The sequence below is a fragment of the Sphingobacterium sp. DR205 genome, from assembly GCF_011064245.1.
Taxonomy (GTDB): Bacteria; Bacteroidota; Bacteroidia; order Sphingobacteriales; family Sphingobacteriaceae; genus Sphingobacterium; species Sphingobacterium athyrii.
Genome location: NZ_CP049333.1, coordinates 4,302,308 through 4,324,587 on the forward strand (window position 1 = coordinate 4,302,308; position 22,280 = coordinate 4,324,587).

The following is a 22,280-nucleotide window of genomic DNA, read 5'->3' on the forward strand; positions in this document are numbered from 1 at the left end:
GTAAACTCTTGAAATAGGAATTAAATGGAGCATTGAAAATGCTAATTTCTATCTATAAATTTTAGACAGTAAAGTTCCCAAACGACTGGTAATTTGTGACAAGATTGGTATTTATCTCCGTTCCAATGGTACAATCTTTAAAAACATTTCCCGATGAAACGATATCCGAAGTGTTCGAATTATACAAAATACCTCTAGCGGAAGTTCCGATTTTATTATTAAAGATTTGTATATCCTTGACAGTATAGTTCTGTGATGAAAGTTTGACGGCTTGGCTAGTTGCACCATATAATTTGTTTCCCATAATCTGGAAATCCTCTGCCCTATCCAAATAAATACTGGTTGCAAAGCCGCTTATATTATTATTACTTATCAGAATATCTTTTCCATAACAGATGATTCCATACAATGAACCATTTGTATTTTTTAAAATATTCCCAGTAATACTTATGTTTTTATAATTCTCATTCTGTGTAGCATAGATAGGATACGACGTCGAATGACTCGTGTCAAATATATTATCGGCAATGACAACATGGCGGCTTTCCCGATAAATGTAAATATTTTCCTTGGGGACGTCTTTAAATAGATTCCCATTGATTTGTACATTTTGAGAATATCCAATGATTACCGCCGTCTTTTTCCCTCTATGAAACTGATTCCCGACAATAGTAATATTGTGGACCCCCTTCTCAATAGAATGCAGTTCCCCTTCACGTTCTTCGGTATGTTTAATACTGATGGCGGACGAATCTGAGTCTGTAAGTCCACAATCCTCAAAATAATTTCCTGAGATAGTTACATTTTTCGTTTGTCGAGTACCCATTATTGAAGTTCCATCGTCAGGATTAGCTCTATAAATTGTCTTTATGTCCATTCCCAACGCTTCGGGTTTTAAAACTATATTATTGGAAAAAACAATGTCCTCTCCATCTGTAAACATATCCACCGCATCACGCCAAACGTTATCAAATACATTATTTGAGATAACTGTCTTATAACCTCCCTTTAGATTGCCGAAAGTGGTCGCTCCCGAACTCATTTTAATACCATCTCCGTAGGGGACGACTTCATATCCAGAGGCATTTAATACGCCTCGCTTGTATCCCCTTGTAAAATAATTACTGGTTATACTGTTGTTAAAGGAATCTCTTAACAAGATTCCATAAGACTTGTCTTCAAATCGGCAATTGTGGACAAGGTTGCCAGAGCTTTTCTCAAATAAAATTCCGGCATTGCTCGATGACTTAAAAATACAATTGGTAATGGTATTATTATTTGATTGCCGGAATACCAGATCACCTAATTGGTTGGTTACATATCTTCCCTCGACAGTTAGATTCTCAATTTTGTTATAGTTAGAGGTGAATTCAATCAGATCGGATGAAATAGTATTTGATTTGATTGTTCCATTGTTACCATTTATAACTACTGAGGAGGATACGAGCAATTTAGTAGAAATAAGTAAAATTTGATCGGGAGGTAAACTGAGCGAACAAGTGCCATTTGCTGCAATATAATTTAGCGCATTTTGAATAAAAGTGTGATTGTTGGTATTCATGCTTCTTGCACCAAAATACCTAACATCCAGGTCAGCATTAAAAATGTGATATAATTTGTTTCCTGAAACTTCAATTACACTCCCCCCATCATCTGTACCCAGATCAGGAGTAGTTGGGACTAGATAATAAATAATCGGTGCAGGCGTATCCCCTTTCTCGTAATAGCCCAATAACTGAACCCCATTGTAAGTTCCTGCCTGTAATGCACTGATTTCGCTAGCAGATAAGCCTCGCATCGCTGCCACCGTCTCTTTTATTAAAAATTGATTTGCCATATTCTTTTGTTTTTATGTGTATAGCAAAGTTATGGCTGTGGTGGTGGCTATCTGAGGAAAACAAAGTGTATGTAAGCGGTATGTGGGAGATACCGAAAACTCTATCACACTGCAAGTTTTGCGCGGTATGATGTTAAACAAAAAATGCGGCACCTTTTAAATACCGCATCTATTTTTATACGTCTGCTCCCAACTTCGTTTCTAATCTTGTATGAAATCGCAGTCTATAAATCTCCCGCCCAAACTTGTGGGAATACTGCCGGTAACAGTTCCAAACCTGACATTGTCGAATTTAAAATCATTGAAGTAGTTATTTTTAACAATTTTAGCTCGTACCGAGCCCCCTGCATATCTTAAATTCCTGATTACGGTATTCATCGTCGCAACTGCTGTTCCACCGCTAAAACTCAATATAAATGTATTTACCGTAAACTCTACAGGCAAACTACTGTTGTCTATAAGCGTGTTGTTTAAAGTGAAATTATTACCTCCACCACTTAAAGAAAGGACATGGGTTCCATTAACATCATTAGTATCTCCCCATCCAGTGTTTTTGGCTACAAAACGATTTATTATAACATTCGCGCTCTGCACATGAACACCCCTGGACATTCCAGTAATTTCAAGAGTATCGATAAGCGTATCACCTCTAAGAACAACTCCTGACTTAGTGCTATTTAAAATAGCCAATTTATTCTCCAAGGGAGTTTTGTTTAAATCAAAAAGCGTATTATTCACTCGAAGTGTGCGAATAGTTGTATTTTTCGAATTGCTTGGGATGCTAAAGAAACTGAAATTGTCTCTTGTGCTTCCGTAATTGATTTCAAGATAACCGATATCAAAGTTGACCCAAGATCTTTCCACGTAACAATCGCCAGCATTTGCAACATAGGCATAACCCAATGATAGGTTTTTGCCGCCCTCATAGGCAAAAGCCGCATATGTAAGTCCAGAAGAAATGATATGGTCCATTCTATGCCCTATTCCGGACATCGAATAAAAATTATCAACGCATGCATTTTTCACCGTAAAAAAGGCTGTATTTGCATGACAGTCTACTGAATGTGATTGGGATTCAGTCACGATAACATTCTCAAGGTTACAGTACATGGGTATTGCAAGCCCTCTCCCGCCTCCGGCTAACCCATGTCGGTGTTTCTTTGCTACTAAATGTTGAATGTCAGTATATTTTGTTCCATCTGCGATCATAATGCCATAATTCAGTCCCAGGTTGGCAGTACCACCTATCGTTTCAATACAATCTAACTTTGTTTTATAACAAGTATATAGTCCAACACCATTGCTATTCGCATTCTCCGTTTTAATATTATCAAGATATAGATTTTCCCAACCTTCGACCGATAAGCAGTTAGAAAGTGTCCCCGTATCTTTCTTGGTTACAATTGCCAAATCCTTAATAGACCCGCCAATACCCACAGGACTGAAGGTTTTCATTGTTGTTCCTTCGATATCAAAACCGAGAAAACACTTACCTTCGATGATAACTCGGTCTTGATATACCTCAAGGATTTTCAGCAGTTCACCATCTGTATAATAATCACGTATGGTCGATCCTCCATCCCACTCTCTGGTAAATATTTTATCCGATTTTAATATAATAAAATCCCCCGCGGCCACCTTTGATGTATCACTGATAAAGATCGTGTTATCATCGGTCAATACCTTTTTTAATAATCTAACATCGTCAATATTTTTATAAGTGATATTGCTACTTTTAAATATATGCGTCGCTAATTGGTGTGATCTAATAATGGTATCTCGTATTCCCTGTCCTTTGATATGTATCCCACTTTTTAACAATAAAGGTTTGGTTGTAAAGGTATTGCAGGATGGGATTATGATTACATCACCAGAAGAGACCGAAGGGAGGGCTTTCTCATAGCTTATGCTGATATCTTGACCATCCTTAAAACCAAAATACAAGAGATTGACAACACCATTAAAATTATGTTCCAGGATAACACCATTAAACTTAACGATACTACCACCATTATCTGCCCCCGGATCAGGTTCATTTTGAAGATCAACGTAGCGGTAGATAATAGGCGCCGGCGTATCCCCTCTTTCGTAATAGCCCAATAGCTGAACTCCTGCATAGGTCCGATTGTCGCCCTTCAATCCGTCTATTTCAGCTACGGACAGATCCTTCATATCAGCCATTGTTTCCTTAATTAAAAATTGATTTGCCATATTTTTTGATTTTATGTGTATAACAAAAGTATGGCTGCTACGGGGGGTATCTAAGGAAAACAAGGTGTATGTAAGCGGTATGTGGGAGATACCGAAAAGTGGCCCTAATTCGTTAACCCTGGAGATGATAGAAATCCTCAAAATAAAAATGCTTCCCTCTGCCGGGCACAGGGAAGCATCCACAAATATATTTTAAGACGATCGCCTTTGGCCGCTCGCAACTTCCGTGCTTATACTTTGGTTAGTCTTAGCCTTAGTTTCATTAACCAGTGTAACTATTTCATTAAACTTAGGTAAAAGTAATGTGTTTATTTGCGAAACTAAATCTGTTAGGGTAATAGCAGTTAAATCGCTCTGATTAGTAGCATTAACGGATTGAATACCCTGAATATATGTAGAAGCATTATAACTTAATCTAATCGGTGAAATTGAAGATATATTGCTTCCCGTAGGCAGATTATCTTCTGGATCAGGACGATTATAAACAATAATATCACTATTAATAACATTACTGTTAAGATATAACTCGCTGAAATTAATCTTCCAATCTCTATTTGTGGCATTTGCTTTTATATATAACTCATATTTGATTTTATCTGCATCAGTAGTAATATTCCAAAATATATTATTCGGTGTCAGATTATTATCAACAGCACTTGTACTTAAACTTAATTGATTCACGCTGGTTCTTAGCGGATTAAGACCTTTTACATAAACATTTATGTCGGCTATTTCTGGAACCTGCCTATAATCGGTTATCTGAATTAATCCCGATATTACATAAGAGGTTTTCGAAATAAAAGTACATACTTTATAATATTTACCTGAGACAGTATTAGTAATATCTATGGCATCTTGAGATTTAAAAGGATAATATTTATCGATATACACCTCAGAAGTTCCTTTTAAAAAATTTTTTACTGTTTGACTGTTTGCAATTTTAGGTATATGTTCTTCTATATTGTTTTTATAGATGGAGTTGCTAACTTAGTCGGCAGATCAAGTTAAGAACAATAAAATATCTTAATTTTGAAATAATGATTAAAGTCCGTAAAAAGTACGATCGCATTTTTAAAGAGCGAGCAGTTGAATTAAGTAAAAACAGGAAAAATCTTTCTGAGCTAGCTCGTGAGTTGGGAATCTCTGCTGCCCAATTATATAAGTGGCGTAAAGAGTCAGAAGAGTTTGGATCAGGAAGTTTCCCTGGGAATGGAAATATGAAGCAAACGCCAGAACAAGAGCGGATTAGTTTCTTGGAAAAAAAACTTAAAGACTCAGAACTGGAACTAGAAATACTAAAAAAGGCCATAGGCATCTTTTCCAAGAGCGATCGGTAATATATAGTTTTATCAAGCAACATCAGGGGCTATATTCGATTGAAAAGATGTGTAAAGTTATGGGCGTTGGATCTAGAAGCTATTATGCTTGGCAAAAACGGTCCCAACAGACAAAAAGCAGGAAATGTAGCAATCTGGAGGACAAGATAAAGGCTATTTATTTCGATAAGAAACAACGGTATGGCAGTCCTAGAATAACTGCGGAGCTGTTGGATGATGGAATTAAAGTTTCTAGAAATACAGTCGCTAAGTATATGAAAAATATGGGGCTACGGAGTAAAATAGGCAAGAAATTTAAAGCTACAACCGATTCAAAACACGCACATAAAATAATGGACAATGTATTAGACCGAAATTTCAAAGCTTCAGAGCCTTCAAAAGTCTGGGTATCTGATATTACTTACATCCATACCAAAGAAGGTTTTTTATATCTAACCACCATTCTGGATTTATATGACCGCAAATGTATTGGTTGGAGTATCAGTGATGGGATGAAAACTGAAGAAACTTCATTGGCAGCTTGGAAAATGGCAATTAAGCACCGTAAACTGTCTCCTGGTCTAATTTTTCATTCGGACCGTGGCGTACAATATGCATGTGAAAAATTTAGTAACACGTTAGATTCCTATAAAATCATAACAAGAAGTATGAGTAGAAAAGGTAATTGCTGGGATAATGCAGTAGCAGAAAGCTTCTTCAAAACGCTAAAATCCGAGCAGATTTACGGTAATAAGTTGATTACCAGGAATCAGATGAAAGCAGAACTATTCGAATACATAGAAATCTGGTATAATCGAGAACGTCGTCACTCCACATTGGGAAATCTTACAATTGAGCAATTTAATAACAAAGAGCAAAAAATTAAAAAAGCTGCTTAACTAGCACTGCCGATTTTATTTGCAAGTCCAAGATTATCTTATGAGTACCTAATGCATTGCCTGAGAAGTTTAATTCCTGTGATAATGTTAGATCAGGCTTCCCGTTAATAGTATTTCCTTCTAACAGGACATTATATAAGGAATAAAAGTTCTGTACGTTTTCTACAGAACCTGAAACCCTAATAGCTATGTCTGATGATTCTATATTATTCGCACTAAGTACAGTTCTACTTTGTTGTGGAGTTGTCTTTCCACCATAGTTTCCGCCACTTGCGGCGGGCCAGAAGTGCACCCCGTTGACAGATCCTAAAATAGTGTTACCAGTAATAGTACAAATATCTCCTACCGGGTTCCCTCGTGCTATAAAAAGTCCCCTTGTACATCTTATAAAAAGATTATTTTTAATAGAAACGTTTTCTGGATATCCTTGAGTTACAACCCCTGCTTTGAAGTCAGATAGAGAATTGGAGATTACTATATTATTTGAAATTACTGTGTTAACTGTCTTCTTATCATAAGAGACATGATCTACAATGATACATCCCCTTTCGTAGTTTTCTAAATTAATTCCAGTGTACCAATGAAAAATATCCGTTAAGTTATTAAAACAATGGTTACCCGAAACCTCTGTGTTTAATGTATTAGTATACACGTGAATTTGATGATGTATACCGTTATTAATTTTATTATTTCTTACCTTAACATTACGGCAGTGCATTATTGAAATTGAATCTCTAAATGTTTGATTAACCACGCAGTCTTCAATTATAACATTGTTTACCTCAACATTATTTGGATCATACGTAACTTTTATTCCTGTCCAACTGGCACCTTCTACTACTACCCTTCTCACTACAACATTGTTCGCTCTAATAACTAAAACATCATGACCGGTCCTAGTTACACCCGGAATATCCCCGGGATTGGCAGCATGTATTTTGTTCGCGCCTAACATAACAAAATTGTTCTGTATATTATCATCTAATACCAAGTCTTCGATCATAACTCCGTTAGATATAATATCAATCAAAGGTCTGTCTGTATAGGTTATAAGACTCGAATTATCCGCTTGTCTAATGACAAATCCATTTCCTTCAATTTTTAAATTTTCGTTATCAATAATTAAAGATTCAGAAATATCTGCTTCAACACCGGGGGAATGCACGATGGAATTAGCGTCAGAATTATACATGCTATTTAGTTTCAAGTTATTCTGTTCTTTAGTAAAAAATACACCTGTTTTATATCCAAAATATATATCATATATATCGGCCCCCTTGAAATCATGTCTTAATTTATTATTGCCAATTTCAATGATACTGCCGCCATCATCCGTTCCAGGATCAGGTTCATTTTGAAGATCAACGTAGTGATAGATAATCGGAGCCGGAGTATCTCCCTTTTCGTAATAGCCTAACAACTGTACTCCCGCATAAACTGGATTGTTTCCTTTCAATCCATCGATTTCGCTTGCGGACAGATTGCGCATAGCTGCCATTGTTTCTTTAACTAAAAATTGATTTGCCATATTCTTTTGTTTTTATGTGTATAGCAAAAGTATGGCGGCTGCGATGGGTATCTGAGGAAAACAAGGTGTATGTTATCGGTATCGGAGAGATACCGAGAAATCGAGGTTTGCAATTCTTTGAAGGGATCGGAATAAACTTCCATTAACCCAAGGAAGAAAAATCACTTGTCTTTACTAACGAGCAGATTAAGCAAACCACAATACCTTATTCAAATCTCCTGGTTTTGAATAGATTAAATGCGTCAGGTATTTCATTCGAAATAATTAAATATAAATCCGAAAAACGGGATGAATATCTCTGAACATCATAATAAAGTGAATCATTTAAATAAATTTTGGTCCGAGTGTAACTCTTTGCATGATCAAATTGCTGTTCTTTAAATTCACCTAGTTTTTTGAAAAAGCGTCTACTATTTTTAATATAAAATTCTAGGTTATCTGTTGTAGATTCTGCTACAAAATGGTCTTCGTCAATGGAATTTCCTCTCCCTACTCTAGCTTTGCCATGCCCAAATTCGTCAACGACAATCTGATATATTCAAAACCTATTCGGTAAATAATATGTACCTCTTTTCTATCCTCATTTGCACAAGAAAAAAAGAATAAATTATTACTTTCGTTAAAGCATATTTGACCAAATAAAGCTAGTCAGATCGCCGCGATATAATTATCAACTTATAAAAAGAAATTGAAAAAGCAGGCAATTTTCATTATTTTGACAAAAAAACGAGTATGCCAAATATTTATATTATCTCTGGGTGCAATGGAGCAGGAAAAACAACTGCCAGTTATACTGTACTACCTGAGATATTAGATTGCAGGGAATTTGTAAATGTGGACAATAGTGATAGAGAGACGATATCATCGTGGTTTAGAAAACTTGTTTAACATCTATATCCCTATATGTGATCGATGGTTGGTCTTTGACAACATGGATTTAATACCCGAAATAATTGCTCAGGGTGATAGATTTGGAGAACTCGTTTCAAATAGCGAAATTTGGTCAACACTAAAATCGAAGTATTACAATGAACAATAAGGTAAATATTGAAAATATCAACCTTGCTGAACGAATTCGTTTAGGAGTACAGAAAGCTTTGCGAAAATTGGCAGAAGAAAGTGCAGCAAAGGGTGAAAGTTTGGTTGTAAAAGTTGACGGAAAAATAAAAGAAGTCCCTGCAGAGGAGCTGCTCATGAATTTAGGTAGTGTAAACTGAACTGTGTCACATCACTCCTTTTAGGGTTCGTGCTCAGAGGCTGAAAGCCTCGAGTGCGAACCCTAAAAGGAGTTGCCGAAGGCTTTAATTCTATCCCCAAATTTAATATGTAATTGTTGCATTGTCAATCCCCAATTCCGAATAGGCATGGTCCATTTTTTTGATATCTCCTTAACCGTGAGATAAACCAACTTTAAGAGTGCCTGATCAGAAGTAAATGCTCCTTTGGTTTTGGTCACTTTTCGGATCTGACGGTGCATAGCCTCAATAGCATTTGTGGTATAAATAGCTCTGCGGATATCGGGTGAGTACTCGAAATAAGTAGAGAGATTTCCCCAATTATCCAACCATCCCTTTACAGATAACGGATATTTCTTACCCCATTTTTCGTCAAATTCCAGTAGCTTTTCATAGCCCTGCTCTTGGTTATTTGCCTGATAGATAGGTTTTAAATCTGCAACAACAGCTTTTTTATCTTTCTCCGGAACATACCTCAGACTTGAACGTATCTGATGAACAATGCAAAGTTGAACCTGGGTTTTCGGATATACGGCTTCGATGGCATCGGGAAAACCCTTTAAACCATCGACGCAGGCGACCAGGATATCTTCTACACCACGCTGTTTGAGATCGGTCAGCACCGACAGCCAGAACTTAGCGCCTTCATTTTCTGAAAGATAGATACCGATAAGGTCTTTTCGACCATCTCGGTTCACGCCAAGTATATTGTATACTGCACGGGTCTGAACGCTGCCATTGTCTTTAACTTTATAGTGCATACAGTCTAGAAATACAAAAGGATATACCGATTCAAGCGGACGGTTACGCCATTCATTCAGTGCAGGAATCACCTTGTCGGTAATATTGGAGATCTCAGTAGCAGATATATCCATGGCATACATTTCCTTCACATAGCTTGAAATATCCCGTGTACTCATTCCTCTGGCATACATGGAGATAACATTGCCTTCAAGCTCCTCCGTAATGATCAATTGACGTTTAGGGACTATCTTAGGCTCGAAAGTACCGTTTCGGTCACGACCGCTCTCCAATTCAAATTGTCCGGACTGAAGGCTCCGTACAGTCTTTCTTGTCTTCCCATTTTTACGGTTAACCTCTCCTGAAGCTTTACTTTCCTGTAGATGATGATCCAGCTCACCTTCAAGCATACTTTCCAAAAGATGTTTCAACATCGGAGCGAAAACTCCGTCCGTACCGCTCATTTTCTTGCCTGCATAAAGGCCTCTCATTGCTTCCTCTTTGAAGCGTTTAAAATCAAATTCCTCTTTTTCCATTTGCTGTGTCTAATATAAAAATTCTTTATTTGACACAGTTTACTTTACACCCTCTGAATTTACCAAAATAGGTTGTTCATATAGATGCTTATCACTAGCCTTTTTGCTTATCTATTATTTCGGTTTAAATAATAGCGAAACAGTAATAATTCCCAAAAGCATAGATTTCATTGCACAAGCACGTCAGCCATGTTTTGTTTTACCTTATTCAAATCTCCTGGTTTTGAATAGATTAAATTCATCGGGTATTTCATTCGAAATAATTGAATATAAATCCGAAAAATGGGATGAATATCTCTGAACATCATAATAAAGTGAATCATTTAAATAAATTTGGGTCCGAGTGTAACTCTTTGCATGGTCAAATTGCTGTTCTTTAAGTTCACCTAGTTTTTTGAAAAAGCGTCTACTATTTTTAATATAAAATTCTAGGCTATCCATTGTAGACTCTGCTACAAAATGGTCTTCGTCCATGGAATTTCCTCTCCCTGCTCTAGCGTTAGCATGCCCAGATTCGTCAAACGACAATCTGATATATCCAAAACCTATGCGGTAAATAATATGTACCTCTTTTTTATCCTCTTTTGCACAAGAAAAAAAGACCAAAAAAAACAGCGGTATTAAAAACAGCCTTTTCATCTTGAAAGTTGATTTTTCATTAGTTCTTCACCAATTTAAAATTAATAATTCAGCTCCAAATTTTCTAATTTTTAAATGGTTCTGAGGTCAGTCGGCCTCATTTCTTCGCTCACGACTTTATAAAATGGCTCCAATGTAAGATTCGTAAACGAACCAAGAAAGTCGTCATTGAAAGATAAACTGTTACTTGGTAAAAGACCATCATCTATCCATTTCCAGATATTTATTTTCACGAAGATATTCATTCTGATGAACGCTACCAGATTGGACAGGTTCCAGTCATATTTGGCCTTCTTTTGCAGGTATTTTAACAGTAATATGCCGATCAGTGAAGTCCAGATCTGTATCATCACTGCATTTTCAGAAGTCCCTATGAATGTCGATACTTTTAAGCGCTGCTTTAGATGCTTGAAGAAGACTTCGATATGCCAGCGTTGTTTATAGATGTTTGCCACCAAAGAAGCCTTCCACTTAGTATTATTGGTCAAAAAGTGGTACTCATTACCAGTGTGCTGTCCCAAAAATGGACCAGGCGTAACGGTTTGGAATTGTATTTATTGCAGGCAGCACCGGAACGCTCAATGATCTCATCTTTAATGATTCCTGTCACTTCGCATTAGAATGCCTCCACTAGTTCGCATCAGAATGCCCCCACTAATTTTACAAAAAAAACCATTATTATTTTCATAATTTTCTTGATCTTCTGACTTTTTGGGTCTTCCCCTTTTTGATTTTTCCTTAGGGTCGTCTTCAAACATTCCGTTCAGTTCCAGCAGCTCGTTCATGTTGAGCTTTGCCTGACCGATCTTGAAAAGATAGGTCTTTACGGTGTTCTTACTCACTGATAAACAACGTACTATCGCTTTTATGGCATAGCCCTGCTGTTTCAATCTTATCAATTGTTTTATCTGACTCATGGGTCTTGATTTACCGGCCATTGGAATAACTCTTAAAAATCTTATCCCAAATAAATCAAAATAACCAAGGGGGTCAAGATGCTCCGGAATATGCATCAACCTTGAATTAAAATATTTCGTTGCCTTTTCTTGCGGGTATCAGTGAAATATAATGCTCAATAGACCTTCTAAACCTATTGATTATATCTGGTTCACAAGAGGGGTTTATTTTGAAAAAATAATAAGATGTTAAAAGACCTTTATTCCACGGTCCTTCAGATACTTCTACATACTTCCCATTCGTAGCTAATCCTCCGAATTTCGTAATAAAACCTAAATCTAAATGGTTTAAATCCACTCTAACTTGATGTAAAATACGGCCAGCCTTCCCAAAATTATCATCTTTTTCCTTTTTAATTTCCACATCTATTGTCAAAAAATTATCATCGAGTTTCACAGACACTATCCTAACTTTTCTATTCAGCTTATCGTCTTCCAGAAAACATTCTTTCATCATCTTTTCCGTGAACCAATTTACCGTTTCTTCTTTTGTCTGAGCCTGCATTTTGTTTACCAAACCGATAAACATACATATAAACATCATCTTTGCAATTGTTTTCATAGCTTATTTTTCAGTTAAATAGTAAAGCGAACTTACATATTTGATAAATAAAGGTAAATACCACAAATGGGGTATTTTTAAAATATTGAGCTTTCTCGATCAAGTAGACAACTTTTACAACAGCCCTAATTCTGTTGACTTTTTAATTAAACTTGCAACGCTATGACAGCCTATTTTTCGGAATAGATTTTTACGATGTGTTCTACAAGTATTGGTTGTGATACCCAGAGCTTCGGCAATTTTTTCACTCGAAAATCCTTTGGCAATGTATCGTAGAATTTCACACTCCCTTATAGTGAGTTTTAGAGCGGGAAACGTAACCATTTTACTGTCGTTTACGATTATCTGATGGAATTCATTATTTCCTCGGATGCCCATCACAGTTACAATACGATTATTGACGCTGGTAATATGCTCTATGTCCGTATGAATATTGATGCTTTTGACAATACGGAATTTACTGTCCACTACAATAGAAATAGACTGGTGATGAAATAATCGGTACGTACCATTAGCCACACGCATACGAAAACAATAGCAGCATTTCAACGATTGAATATGCTGAATGCCGACACTAAGAATATGTCGATGTGCCGCTTCTTCTGCCCGAATCACAAAACCCATATCATCTGGATGAACCAATTCGACTATTTCATTAAATGTTTTAGGCATATCAGCTAGACCATGTATTTTGAGGATATTCGGATGCTGGTTTGAAATCGCCTGACCAAGTATATCGATGGTATAGTAATAATAATTGCCTGTGAATAGAAAATCTGCTAATAGGTCTACTAAACTGAGCTGCTGTTCCACTCCTTTTTCGGGGGAAAATATCTCAGGGTAATTGTCCCATGAAGTCACCAGTTGGTTTTCTTTATTTTCCATGATCCTAATGCTTATATTTTCCGATAGAAATAAAGATTTGTTTACCTGAACTTTCGTTTTTGTTTATCGCTTTTTGTTCTAGTAGCTGTAGCGCTGATGCTGTTCTTTCCTGCGATCTGATTCACCATGCTCCCAAGAACAGCCATTCGTTCGGGGCAGACAACAAAAGTCCGGAGTCCTTCGTTGACCCATGCACCGGCACAGCTGACACAAATTTCAATAAAGCCAAACGGCTTGTTGTCATGGCCGTAAAAGACAAGCAGATGTCGGGGTTCATAACATCCAGCAACTATCATTTCTTCACAGAGCTGACTTTGATACAAGGTATACTGCCAATCGGCACGTTGAGTGGGATCGAGCTCTACCCGTCCGGCAATACTATCTGTAGGGACATTTAACCGACCATCGGACAGTAGTTCTTCGAGATTTTTTCCTGCACTATTCTTCCAAGACATACGATTGCTCGTATAAAATATTAGTTCTACCCGTTCGGCCACTTCAAAAGGGTCAAATCCGATAGTATCCCGCGTTTCAACGATGGGAGTAATTCGCGCTTTCTTCCCCTTGTATAGTGTTACCTTTTCCTGAGCGGATAGACCCAGGAAGGATAATAGTAGGTATATCAGGATGGTGTAACGCATAAGAAATGGTAAAAGTAATTCAAATAACAGCTTCGGCTAATTAATTCAAAGTGTGAAACCGCACGATTAATATTAAATAGATAAGAAAACAATAATATTATTTTCTCATATTGTTATTTATTCAAGAGCCCCGTCAATGTATTATAGCTTTCTATAAAATTTAAACCGATGGAAAAATACGGCTTCCCATGGTTCACTCCGTTTATAGTACTTCCAAAACCGACACTTACCATGTTGTAAAATGTAGAGGCTGATACACCCGCACCTATTGTCGTATTATCCCCATTTTGGAAAACGTGGAGCATCGGTCCAAAACTAGGAGAAAAAAAATGACTCAGGAAACTACTAGAACGGCGGGGTTTATATCGAAATGTATAGCCTATACTCGCTGCCGGAGTAAATTCTGTAAATCCTGATTTTGCAATTTTAACGAAACTAAAACCTCCTGTTGGGTTTTGTTTCCACCCAAAATCATCATATATTAACGTCATTGTGAAACCTGTCTTATTTTTAGCTTTATTATTTACATGAAGAATGATTTTATCCTCTTCTGCAATTTCTTCCCAAGCTAAATTGATTTCACCGGAATAAGATTCGCCCGATGCTTTGTCCGTTTTTAATCTGTATCCGTATTGAACTCCTGTACTTTGTAGTACAGATGAATCACTTGCATTTTTCATGAGCCCTTCATTACTAGTCTCTTCAATCACTTCTGTAAAACCAAATACACTTAAGGGTTTTATCGTTTTATCCTTTCGTTGAATATATGCCAAAACCTGTAGGTCACAATCTATTCCTAATGCGTCAATATATTCCTTTTAAAGTCGAGATGTATTTGAGATCCTTTTTTTATATAATCCATCCCTGCTCCAAGTATGAATTTATAAGTGGTGTTATATCCGTTTGTTTTTGGCATTCGCTCGGTAATCGTTACAAAATTTATAGGGTTATAAATATCATCGGATATACTATTATTATCTAACTTTAATTGGTTATATAACATGTCTTTTGTAATCTGTGCTTGCGCTATTCCTACCCAACCTAGTAAAAATAGCAGTATTAAGTTCTTTTTCATAATTTTTATAAGTTTCTATTACTAATACAAGGATACACATTTACTTAAAGTCAACTAATCAAATCATGAGTTAACCAAAGTTTGTAAAACTTGTTTTCATTATCATATACATTAGGCCCGATTACTGGTGGGATACACCATCGCAGGATTGGTTATTTTTATCAAATCAGTACAGAGTGATGCTATGTTAGGCTTACGTTGACATTCATTATTCAACTCATTACTAAATTTTAACAACTTTCAGTACTGCTTTTCAATTTTTCATTTTGAGTTTCAGCTGCTCCAGAAGCAAAAAATAATGCAATGATTGTGATAAATTCTTTCATTTTTTTATTGTGATGAATTGTTTGTGAGTTTATCTGTAAATGTATAGATTGTGATCATCTCACATTTTCTTGATCTAAAATTCTACATTAGGTGGAAACACGTTCTATACGTCAGCTTGTTTTTAGTTTGCAGGATCTATGGTCATTGAATAGAAATAGCGAAAAAGATTCCATCAATATTTTTGATCGCGATATTTGTTTTGAATATCTTTGAATAGAGTTGTTGCTTTTTCACTATCATTTCCTTTTATCGGAAGTTTGATTCCTCCACCTTGGACATAATGAAAAGCTATAAAAGTTTGATCTTTTTCTTTAAAAATTTCTACTTTGTTAATATCATTTAATTTAGCTTGATAGGTAAAATACTTCTTTTTACTCCCATCATTTTTTATTCCCATTTTCCAATAAAACATACCGTATTTAAAAACAACCTCTTCAGTTGTTTCAATATTCAATTTGTTTTGATAGGAATTCCCTTCTAAAATTTCCTCCAATTTACCTTCAATTGTTAAAATCTTCTCCGGCATTTTGACGCCTGCTTTTGTCGTTAAATTGAGTAATTTTTTATAGTACTCATTTTTTAATGCGACATCTGTAAACTCAATACCGATTTTTTCAATAGTATAGTCACTGGACTTATTAAATTCAAGTTGGATATAATTGCTAATTTTTTGTTTTTCTATATCTTTAATTTGGTTCCATAATATATTTATTGTTTTTTTCTCACCTATACTTTGTATAATCTTTACACCACTCGAATTATATTGAAAATCAGACGAGGGAATTATAAAAATGTTGTCAAAGTGAATTTTCACTTTATCATTTTGCGAATTTAACCATTCGATATTTTGTGCGTCAACTTTGCCTAATCCCAAAATGAGCAAGGAAATTATCAGGAACTTTTTCATTTGTTTTTTATTTAAATGTTGGATATTGTTGTCAGAGCTGGTATGATCTTATAAGTTAAATGATGCTTCCTTCAATCTAAACTACTCGAAGATAAGCTGAGAACGAACTAAATAAACTATTTTTTCTAAGGCACTATTAAATGTACTTTACAAATTTAATGATGTGGTTCAAGCGTATAAATACCCCAAATGGGGTATTTTTAAAATATCTATTGAGATGCAGGAGTTTTAAGGGAAGAGTTTGGTGTATAGGTATCGAACTGAGTGCCTATCGCTTAGAAGTACGAAAATTATTGATCTGTTTGATCAGCGATGGGATGTTCTCATCGAGATACTGCCTTTCCATAGGGCTATCCCTAGCAGTTTTGAGATCAGATTTGTATAGTACCAAAGACTGCAATATAAATTGAAATGAACGTGATAGGTGAGATAATTGACTGCGGTGAAAGACCTTGTCCAACGCTTTTCCTTTGTTGATTAAGCTGTCAAGCATAACAATCTTCTGCTGTCTTCCCTGTTTCTTAGATAAGGATCTCTGAATATCGAGCAGATAGGTCTTTGCCAACAGGAGACTATCTTTTGGCTGAGTCGTTTGGGCTGAAGCGAAATGTACCCATCCAAATAATAATAAAAACAAAATTACATACAATCGTTTCATAGACCCAATGCTAGAGTGGACGTTTCCGCATCTTATTGATCAATTTCAACAATGCAGCTCGATTTTTGGCATCATGGTAAAATCTGGGCAATTTTTCGAGCAAGGTAAAATGGCTCCGGTCTTTATGTTCCCTCAAGGTGGCCGAAATATAACTTTCTAAATAATCGAGATGCGCATAATTATAGGCCCAAACAACATCCCCCTTAAACGGATGTACCAGCCACAGTTCAACATCAAAATAAAGATTTGCTGCCATCTCTACAGGACCTCGTATACCGAACAAGCGTGCCTCTGTGGTTCTTTCTTTATTATAGCCGCATGATGGGCATAGCAAACGAGATTTTTCATTCTCATACTCCACGCTCGCTACAGCTTGTTTTCGACAAGCTGGACAGACAACCAATACTTCTGTCCGAAAGTCGGTCAACCTCTTGTTCTGATCATTAAAGCGTTCAGTTTTCATTAATTCTATTTATCAAATCGAATACTAAAATACAGCAAAGCTTTGGACAGGTATATACCCCAATTGGGGTATATTAAATTTTTTTTATATTTTAGTAAGGATAAATAGCCTATTTATTAAGCCACGTTATTGACTACGGACCGAGCGCCTATGGAACCTAAGAAACATCATCACCTCCTTGCCGACCTTTGGGAAAGTTATCCTGATGCATTGTCAAATAATTTTCAATCCGAAAAATCATATGGTATTGTGAATCACCTATCGGATATTTTGGCAGTTGGTCCATATTACCATTATGTAATCAATATAGCTGACTATTCGCTTTCCCAAGTTTCAGAAAGTATCGCAAGTATCCATGGATTGGCTACTCAACCAACGACAATAAGGGAGATCATAGACCAAATACATCCGGAGGATCTGGAGTTTGTCCTAAAAGCTGAGGAAGCTACATTAGTCAAAATGAAGGAAATTGGATTTGAACATCAACTATTTTTGAAAACGTCCTATTGCTTTCGCATGCGTGTTGCCAAGGGTGATTATCACTTGTTTCATCATCAAGCTATACATTTGGCCAAAGATGATTTAGGGCGTTTGACTTCCGCATTGAATATCCATACCGACGTACAACACATCACCCAAAGCAACAATAAAATTGTGCTCGTTACCGGTATAGGTTCGCGTGATGATTATTGTCAGATCGACTTATCTAAACAGCTTCCACAAGTTGATATACCTAAACTTTCCAAGCGCGAGATGGAAATCGTATCCCTGGTTGCCAAAGGGAACTCAAGCCCGCAGATTGCTGAAAAGCTTTTTATCTCGCCAGATACCGTAAGGACACATCGAAAAAATCTATTTCGGAAGACTGGAACAAAAAGCGTAGGTGAATTTATCTGCAAATGTATCGAATGGGGGTTACTGCAGCTGATTTGTTTTACTAATATAGAATTTTTCATATAAAATATCCCATTTAAAAGTCGCAACAGTTATTTGTTAAATTTTCTTATTATCCGTATCTCACATTGAAAAAGCAATTGCTAAGCATTCAACAGAAGAAAAGCTGCAGAATCAACAACTTCTCTTTTTCCATTGTGTTAGGCTATTTCACCACTCAAACAGTTTTCACAGTGGATTGCTTGCCAGAATAGTAATTTATTTGGATTTGTCATAGAATGCTTGTAACTCATCTTTTGATTCTGTGAATTTAAAATATTTTGGCTCGTGTAAAATAGAATTGAAATAAATTTCTTGCATCCTTTTCTTATCCTTTAATTCAGCAGATGCACTGAATTGTGCAATCAATGTACTGTAAAAACTACCAATGTGCCATTCATTATAGGCGACTGTTTTATCGTATCCAATCCAATCAAAATCTGCGTAGTCAAAGTTTTTAAAGTAGAAATATTCCTTGCCATTAAACGTTGGAAGCTTGCCGCAAAACTCAAGTATCTTTTTATTGTTCTTCATCATCTGTAGAACTTTGAAGCGTCCTCCAACCAAAGCATCCATCATATTCAAAAAGAAGATTGCCTTTTCAGTGTCGTCCTTAAATCCTAAACTGTCCATATTGAAATTGTACTTGCTCAAATCAGCTTCGTTAAACAATGAGGCTATACCACCATGGATACGATAGTAGTAGTTATCAAGCAACCATCGACTATCAATCTGCTTGGAAAGAACTTCATTTGCTACCGCTACAACTGGTCTTGCCTTGACTTTTTCGTTTGTCCTATTGTAGTGAATTTCACGAATGACATACCATAATACCAACTCTTCTTCGTTTGGCCTTGCAAGAAATTGTGTCTCCAAAATTGTATGGTCACCTTTGCCAACCGCAATTAAAGCATCAACAATATGATTCAGCTTAGGTGTCCGTAATGAGTCAATTGATTTGGCAAATTGATCTCCTCTTGCATCTGTATTATAGGAATAGAGCTCAGCAATAGCTATTAAATTATGGAGGTCTTTTTGATCAAGCTTTATTTGGGCTTTAGTAAAAATCGATGCTGCCAAAAGGATAAGACTTAGAAAGTATTTCATTATTATTCGTCTATGTGTTTGCATATTTGTTTTATCTGCGTCCAATTAGTTTCGTGAAGACATTAAATCTTCTGCGCCAAGGGTCCATCTTTAGTCACAAGACTAGACCAACCGGGACAGGATCCCTCGGTAAGTTTTGCAATCAATCTGAATCCCACAACTAAATCTTACCTATTACTTCCTCAAAATCAGCTTTAATAAATTCCCAATATTTACCTTTTAAACACACAGGATCGAAGTCATTATCAGCGTTTTCAAAATTGATTAAGTTCATCAAGATCGTTTTCTCATCGTGAGAAAACGGATATCGCTCTTCATGTAATGCAACCATTTGTGAAATCGAATACTTATCTAATAACTCGTGTAAATCCCAAAAATCTTTTTTACGTCCTCCTCGCTGAATCACATCGATCTTCATGGCAATAATTTCTTCGATTGAGGCTAAACGAATATTATCTTCTTCGATGAATTCTTGAATGAACGGGTCTGTATAGAAAACGTCCAATTTAACGCTGTTGTTTTTATCATTTCCAATCGTATAAGACCTTCCCATAGCGGGAGCAATATTGGACAAGTGATCGACGTACGAAAAAGTATCTTTCAAGTAATTGTCAATTGACTCAAAGTCTAAGCTACCATATGGAACATCCGAGAAAAGATCAATATCGACAGATTCCCTATGGCCTAAATGCAAGCTTAAAGCGGTTCCCCCAACCAATCGAAAAGTTGAAAAAACATCCGCTTTCATTAGGGTTAATAGTGTATCTCTTAATAGGTCATTAACAGTATTATAATATAGCATAATTATTTGCGCTAATGTTTATGCAACAACATTGGAGCTGTTGTTGGTTCAGATAAGGCCTGCTGAACTTGCTCCTTGCCATAAAACCTTAGTATCTCATTTTTCTCTTCTTGATTTCCCCTTTCGAAAGTACGATGAATTACGGCTTTAGCTTGTTTTTCCCAATCTATTTTATGGACATCAGTGTCCCAAAAAAGAACTTTTCGCAAAATAGTCAAATCTGGCTTGTTTATATTTCCAATGTTTGTTTTAGCATTTTTTATCTCATAAAAAGTTTGTAACAACGCAAAAGTCCCTTCTTCAAATCCTAATGCCTGGTCAACTTTCAATGATAAAGGTACTGGAATGCCGCGTTGACCTTTTATGATTGCATTGAATATTTGTCTTTGTGTATCTATAGAGCGGGCAAATGGACTTGACTTAATCGCACGCCTCTTAAGCTCTCTTTCTAAGATAAGCCCTGGATGAATTCCTTTAAAACGTTCCATACTTTTTTCCATAACGCAAATGTAATCAAAATTGATTACACACTTACGACTACACATAAAAATTCTTTAATGATATCACTCAGAAGTTCATTTGTATATTAAGAAAAGTCCTGTTAAATCCATTGACGAAGTAATTAAAGTGATTGAAATGCTATATCTTTAAATACCCACATTAATTTTTACGAGCTTAGCTAGCTACTACCCGACCATATTCCAGGGAGAATAGGATATCGATGGGATTTTTGCGCTGAAATCTGGTCTTGGTACGCAGGTAATTGACAATAATAATTGTTATCACATATCCAGTCGTTTAAAATGATGATATCTGTAAAAAGCTTCCTTCTGTTTAACCAAAAGGAAGCTTTTTTACTTAATTTTCTGTCAAATGGATATAAGCCGGAAATTGGCTATTGAAATGTTATTTCAAAAGACTTTGTACTTTATTGAAAAGTGTTTCACCCCGTAGGTTTGTTGCTACAATCTTCCCCTGGCTGTCAATCAGCACGTTTTGGGGAATAGCCCGAACACCATAGAGTGCTGCAGCAGGCTCTTTCCAACCTTTGAGGCTGGAAACATGGTACCAGGGCATCCCATCCTTGCTGATCGCCTCCGTCCATCGAGTCTTGTCATCGTCGAGCGAAACACTCAGCACTGTAAATCCTTGCTTTTTAAATGCCTCATAGGTATCCACAACATGCGGATTTTCTTTTCGACAAGGCCCACACCAGCTGGCCCAAAAGTCAAGCAATGTATACTTGTTTTTAACGATCACCTCTTTCAGACTCAGCTCCTGGCCGTCTGGTGTGGTAGATACAAAATCTTTATAAAGCTGCCCTGTCAGGACTCCTTTGGCCGCCGACAGACGGTCGCCAAGTTGCTTGCCCAAAGCACTATTTTTCACTCCGGGGCTAAGTTTGTCGTAATAAGGATAGGTTGTCTCATAATTAACATTTCCACCTGCTACTCGATCCAAATGGTATAAGGAAACATAGGATCCAGGATTTTCTTCAACAAACTGATGAATTGTTTCCCGCTTAAACCGTGTGTATTGGTCCAAGCCCGCGAGAAGCTCGGTAATATAAGCTTTTTTTTCCTCGCCCTCAGGCATATTTTTAAAACGCACAAATCCGTCTATCACTTTTCGGTCGGCAGGTCTTAATTTCTGGGCCAGCTTTTCGTGTGCTTCAGTTAATGCTGTTCCATATATTCGCGCATAACTCAACGAATCTTTTGTTTCGACATGGACGGTCCCCTGCGCAAGAAAAAGATCGATACGGTCACCGGATTCGATATTGTCCATGGATAAATGACCTAGGGTGGGATCGGTCAATTGGCCCCGTAGGACAAAGGCACCACCTGTTACAAGCACACTATCGACGACTTTTGTCGTGTCGCGTTGATAATATAGTTTAACATACTTTCCATTGTTGACTTTCCCTATTTTTCCTTTAACCATAAACTGACTGCTTTGTGAGAATGCGGAATAGGTTCCTAATAGCAGGGCAACTGTTGTAATGATTTTTCTTATTTTCAT

The 22,280-nt window shown here is 36.6% G+C and carries 24 protein-coding genes; 4 read left to right on the forward strand and 20 right to left on the reverse strand.

The genetic code is table 11. The features are described from left to right. Window positions 1-61: 61 nt before the first annotated feature. The 3 genes from G6053_RS18715 to G6053_RS18725 form a co-directional block, all read right to left on the reverse strand. Complete coding sequence (locus tag G6053_RS18715) at window positions 62-1,837, reverse strand: right-handed parallel beta-helix repeat-containing protein (RefSeq protein WP_165307845.1); 1,776 nt, start codon at window positions 1,835-1,837, stop codon at window positions 62-64. A gap of 201 nt (window positions 1,838-2,038) precedes the next feature. Further along, on the reverse strand, window positions 2,039-4,048 hold the full coding sequence (locus G6053_RS18720; RefSeq protein WP_165307847.1) for a hypothetical protein: 2,010 nt from the start codon (window positions 4,046-4,048) through the stop codon (window positions 2,039-2,041). 192 nt (window positions 4,049-4,240) lie between these two features. After that, window positions 4,241-4,939, reverse strand: coding sequence for a hypothetical protein (locus G6053_RS18725; protein ID WP_165307849.1), 699 nt, complete (start codon window positions 4,937-4,939; stop codon window positions 4,241-4,243). 146 nt (window positions 4,940-5,085) lie between these two features. On the opposite strand from G6053_RS18725, the gene G6053_RS30665 reads away from it, so the two are divergent. Both G6053_RS30665 and G6053_RS18730 read left to right on the forward strand, forming a co-directional pair. Next, window positions 5,086-5,385 carry a transposase gene (locus G6053_RS30665; protein WP_070566721.1) on the forward strand — a complete coding sequence of 100 codons (300 nt, stop codon included), beginning with the start codon at window positions 5,086-5,088 and terminating at the stop codon, window positions 5,383-5,385. An 11-nt stretch (window positions 5,386-5,396) separates the two neighbouring features. After that, window positions 5,397-6,263 (forward strand): IS3 family transposase, encoded by an 867-nt coding sequence (locus G6053_RS18730; protein WP_241255016.1) that lies wholly within the window; start codon window positions 5,397-5,399, stop codon window positions 6,261-6,263. On the opposite strand, the gene G6053_RS18735 is transcribed toward G6053_RS18730, so the two are convergent. Continuing rightward, on the reverse strand, window positions 6,247-7,791 hold the full coding sequence (locus tag G6053_RS18735; protein ID WP_165307851.1) for a right-handed parallel beta-helix repeat-containing protein: 1,545 nt from the start codon (window positions 7,789-7,791) through the stop codon (window positions 6,247-6,249). The two genes, G6053_RS18730 and G6053_RS18735, sit on opposite strands and share 17 nt — an antisense overlap. A gap of 1,028 nt (window positions 7,792-8,819) precedes the next feature. Between G6053_RS18735 and G6053_RS18745 the strand changes: the two genes are divergently transcribed. After that, a complete protein-coding gene (locus G6053_RS18745) occupies window positions 8,820-9,008 on the forward strand; it encodes a hypothetical protein (protein WP_165307853.1) in 189 nt (62 codons plus the stop codon). 62 nt (window positions 9,009-9,070) lie between these two features. Here G6053_RS18745 and G6053_RS18750 read toward each other — a convergent pair whose 3' ends face one another. The 12 genes from G6053_RS18750 to G6053_RS18805 form a co-directional block, all read right to left on the reverse strand. Further along, window positions 9,071-10,303, reverse strand: coding sequence for an IS256 family transposase (locus G6053_RS18750; protein ID WP_165307023.1), 1,233 nt, complete (start codon window positions 10,301-10,303; stop codon window positions 9,071-9,073). A gap of 204 nt (window positions 10,304-10,507) precedes the next feature. Then, window positions 10,508-10,942 (reverse strand): hypothetical protein, encoded by a 435-nt coding sequence (locus G6053_RS18755; protein WP_165307854.1) that lies wholly within the window; start codon window positions 10,940-10,942, stop codon window positions 10,508-10,510. Between the two features lie 71 nt (window positions 10,943-11,013). Continuing rightward, complete coding sequence (locus G6053_RS18760) at window positions 11,014-11,430, reverse strand: transposase (RefSeq protein ID WP_165307855.1); 417 nt, start codon at window positions 11,428-11,430, stop codon at window positions 11,014-11,016. Window positions 11,431-11,535: 105 nt separating this feature from the next. Next, window positions 11,536-11,955, reverse strand: a complete 420-nt coding sequence (locus tag G6053_RS18765; RefSeq protein WP_206531772.1) for a hypothetical protein — start codon at window positions 11,953-11,955, stop codon at window positions 11,536-11,538. 10 nt (window positions 11,956-11,965) lie between these two features. Continuing rightward, entirely contained in the window at window positions 11,966-12,460 is a 495-nt protein-coding gene (locus tag G6053_RS18770) for a hypothetical protein (RefSeq protein WP_165307857.1), read from the reverse strand. Window positions 12,461-12,574: 114 nt separating this feature from the next. Then, window positions 12,575-13,345 (reverse strand): LuxR C-terminal-related transcriptional regulator, encoded by a 771-nt coding sequence (locus G6053_RS18775; RefSeq protein ID WP_165307858.1) that lies wholly within the window; start codon window positions 13,343-13,345, stop codon window positions 12,575-12,577. Between the two features lie 41 nt (window positions 13,346-13,386). Continuing rightward, window positions 13,387-13,986: a hypothetical protein gene (locus G6053_RS18780; RefSeq protein WP_165307859.1), complete on the reverse strand. Its 600-nt coding sequence runs from the start codon at window positions 13,984-13,986 to the stop codon at window positions 13,387-13,389. Between the two features lie 113 nt (window positions 13,987-14,099). After that, a complete protein-coding gene (locus G6053_RS18785; RefSeq protein WP_165307860.1) occupies window positions 14,100-14,759 on the reverse strand; it encodes a hypothetical protein in 660 nt (219 codons plus the stop codon). 23 nt (window positions 14,760-14,782) lie between these two features. Further along, window positions 14,783-15,061, reverse strand: a complete 279-nt coding sequence (locus tag G6053_RS18790; protein ID WP_165307861.1) for a hypothetical protein — start codon at window positions 15,059-15,061, stop codon at window positions 14,783-14,785. Between the two features lie 499 nt (window positions 15,062-15,560). After that, complete coding sequence (locus G6053_RS18795) at window positions 15,561-16,295, reverse strand: hypothetical protein (protein WP_165307862.1); 735 nt, start codon at window positions 16,293-16,295, stop codon at window positions 15,561-15,563. Between the two features lie 268 nt (window positions 16,296-16,563). Next, window positions 16,564-16,953 (reverse strand): hypothetical protein, encoded by a 390-nt coding sequence (locus G6053_RS18800; protein ID WP_165307863.1) that lies wholly within the window; start codon window positions 16,951-16,953, stop codon window positions 16,564-16,566. A 10-nt stretch (window positions 16,954-16,963) separates the two neighbouring features. Then, window positions 16,964-17,416 carry a hypothetical protein gene (locus G6053_RS18805; protein ID WP_165307864.1) on the reverse strand — a complete coding sequence of 151 codons (453 nt, stop codon included), beginning with the start codon at window positions 17,414-17,416 and terminating at the stop codon, window positions 16,964-16,966. Between the two features lie 150 nt (window positions 17,417-17,566). Here G6053_RS18805 and G6053_RS18810 point away from each other — a divergent pair, with 150 nt between their 5' ends. Beyond that, window positions 17,567-18,376, forward strand: coding sequence for a LuxR C-terminal-related transcriptional regulator (locus G6053_RS18810; RefSeq protein WP_165307865.1), 810 nt, complete (start codon window positions 17,567-17,569; stop codon window positions 18,374-18,376). 192 nt (window positions 18,377-18,568) lie between these two features. On the opposite strand, the gene G6053_RS18815 is transcribed toward G6053_RS18810, so the two are convergent. From G6053_RS18815 to G6053_RS18830, 4 genes are all read right to left on the reverse strand, one after another. Beyond that, window positions 18,569-19,456 (reverse strand): hypothetical protein, encoded by an 888-nt coding sequence (locus G6053_RS18815; protein WP_165307866.1) that lies wholly within the window; start codon window positions 19,454-19,456, stop codon window positions 18,569-18,571. A 160-nt stretch (window positions 19,457-19,616) separates the two neighbouring features. Then, the gene (locus G6053_RS18820; RefSeq protein ID WP_241254766.1) at window positions 19,617-20,204 is read right to left on the reverse strand and encodes a nucleotidyl transferase AbiEii/AbiGii toxin family protein; all 588 of its coding nucleotides are present in this window, start codon (window positions 20,202-20,204) and stop codon (window positions 19,617-19,619) included. Window positions 20,205-20,269: 65 nt separating this feature from the next. After that, entirely contained in the window at window positions 20,270-20,758 is a 489-nt protein-coding gene (locus tag G6053_RS18825) for a plasmid maintenance system antidote protein (protein WP_165307867.1), read from the reverse strand. Between the two features lie 406 nt (window positions 20,759-21,164). Beyond that, window positions 21,165-22,280 (reverse strand): TlpA disulfide reductase family protein, encoded by a 1,116-nt coding sequence (locus tag G6053_RS18830; RefSeq protein ID WP_121126590.1) that lies wholly within the window; start codon window positions 22,278-22,280, stop codon window positions 21,165-21,167.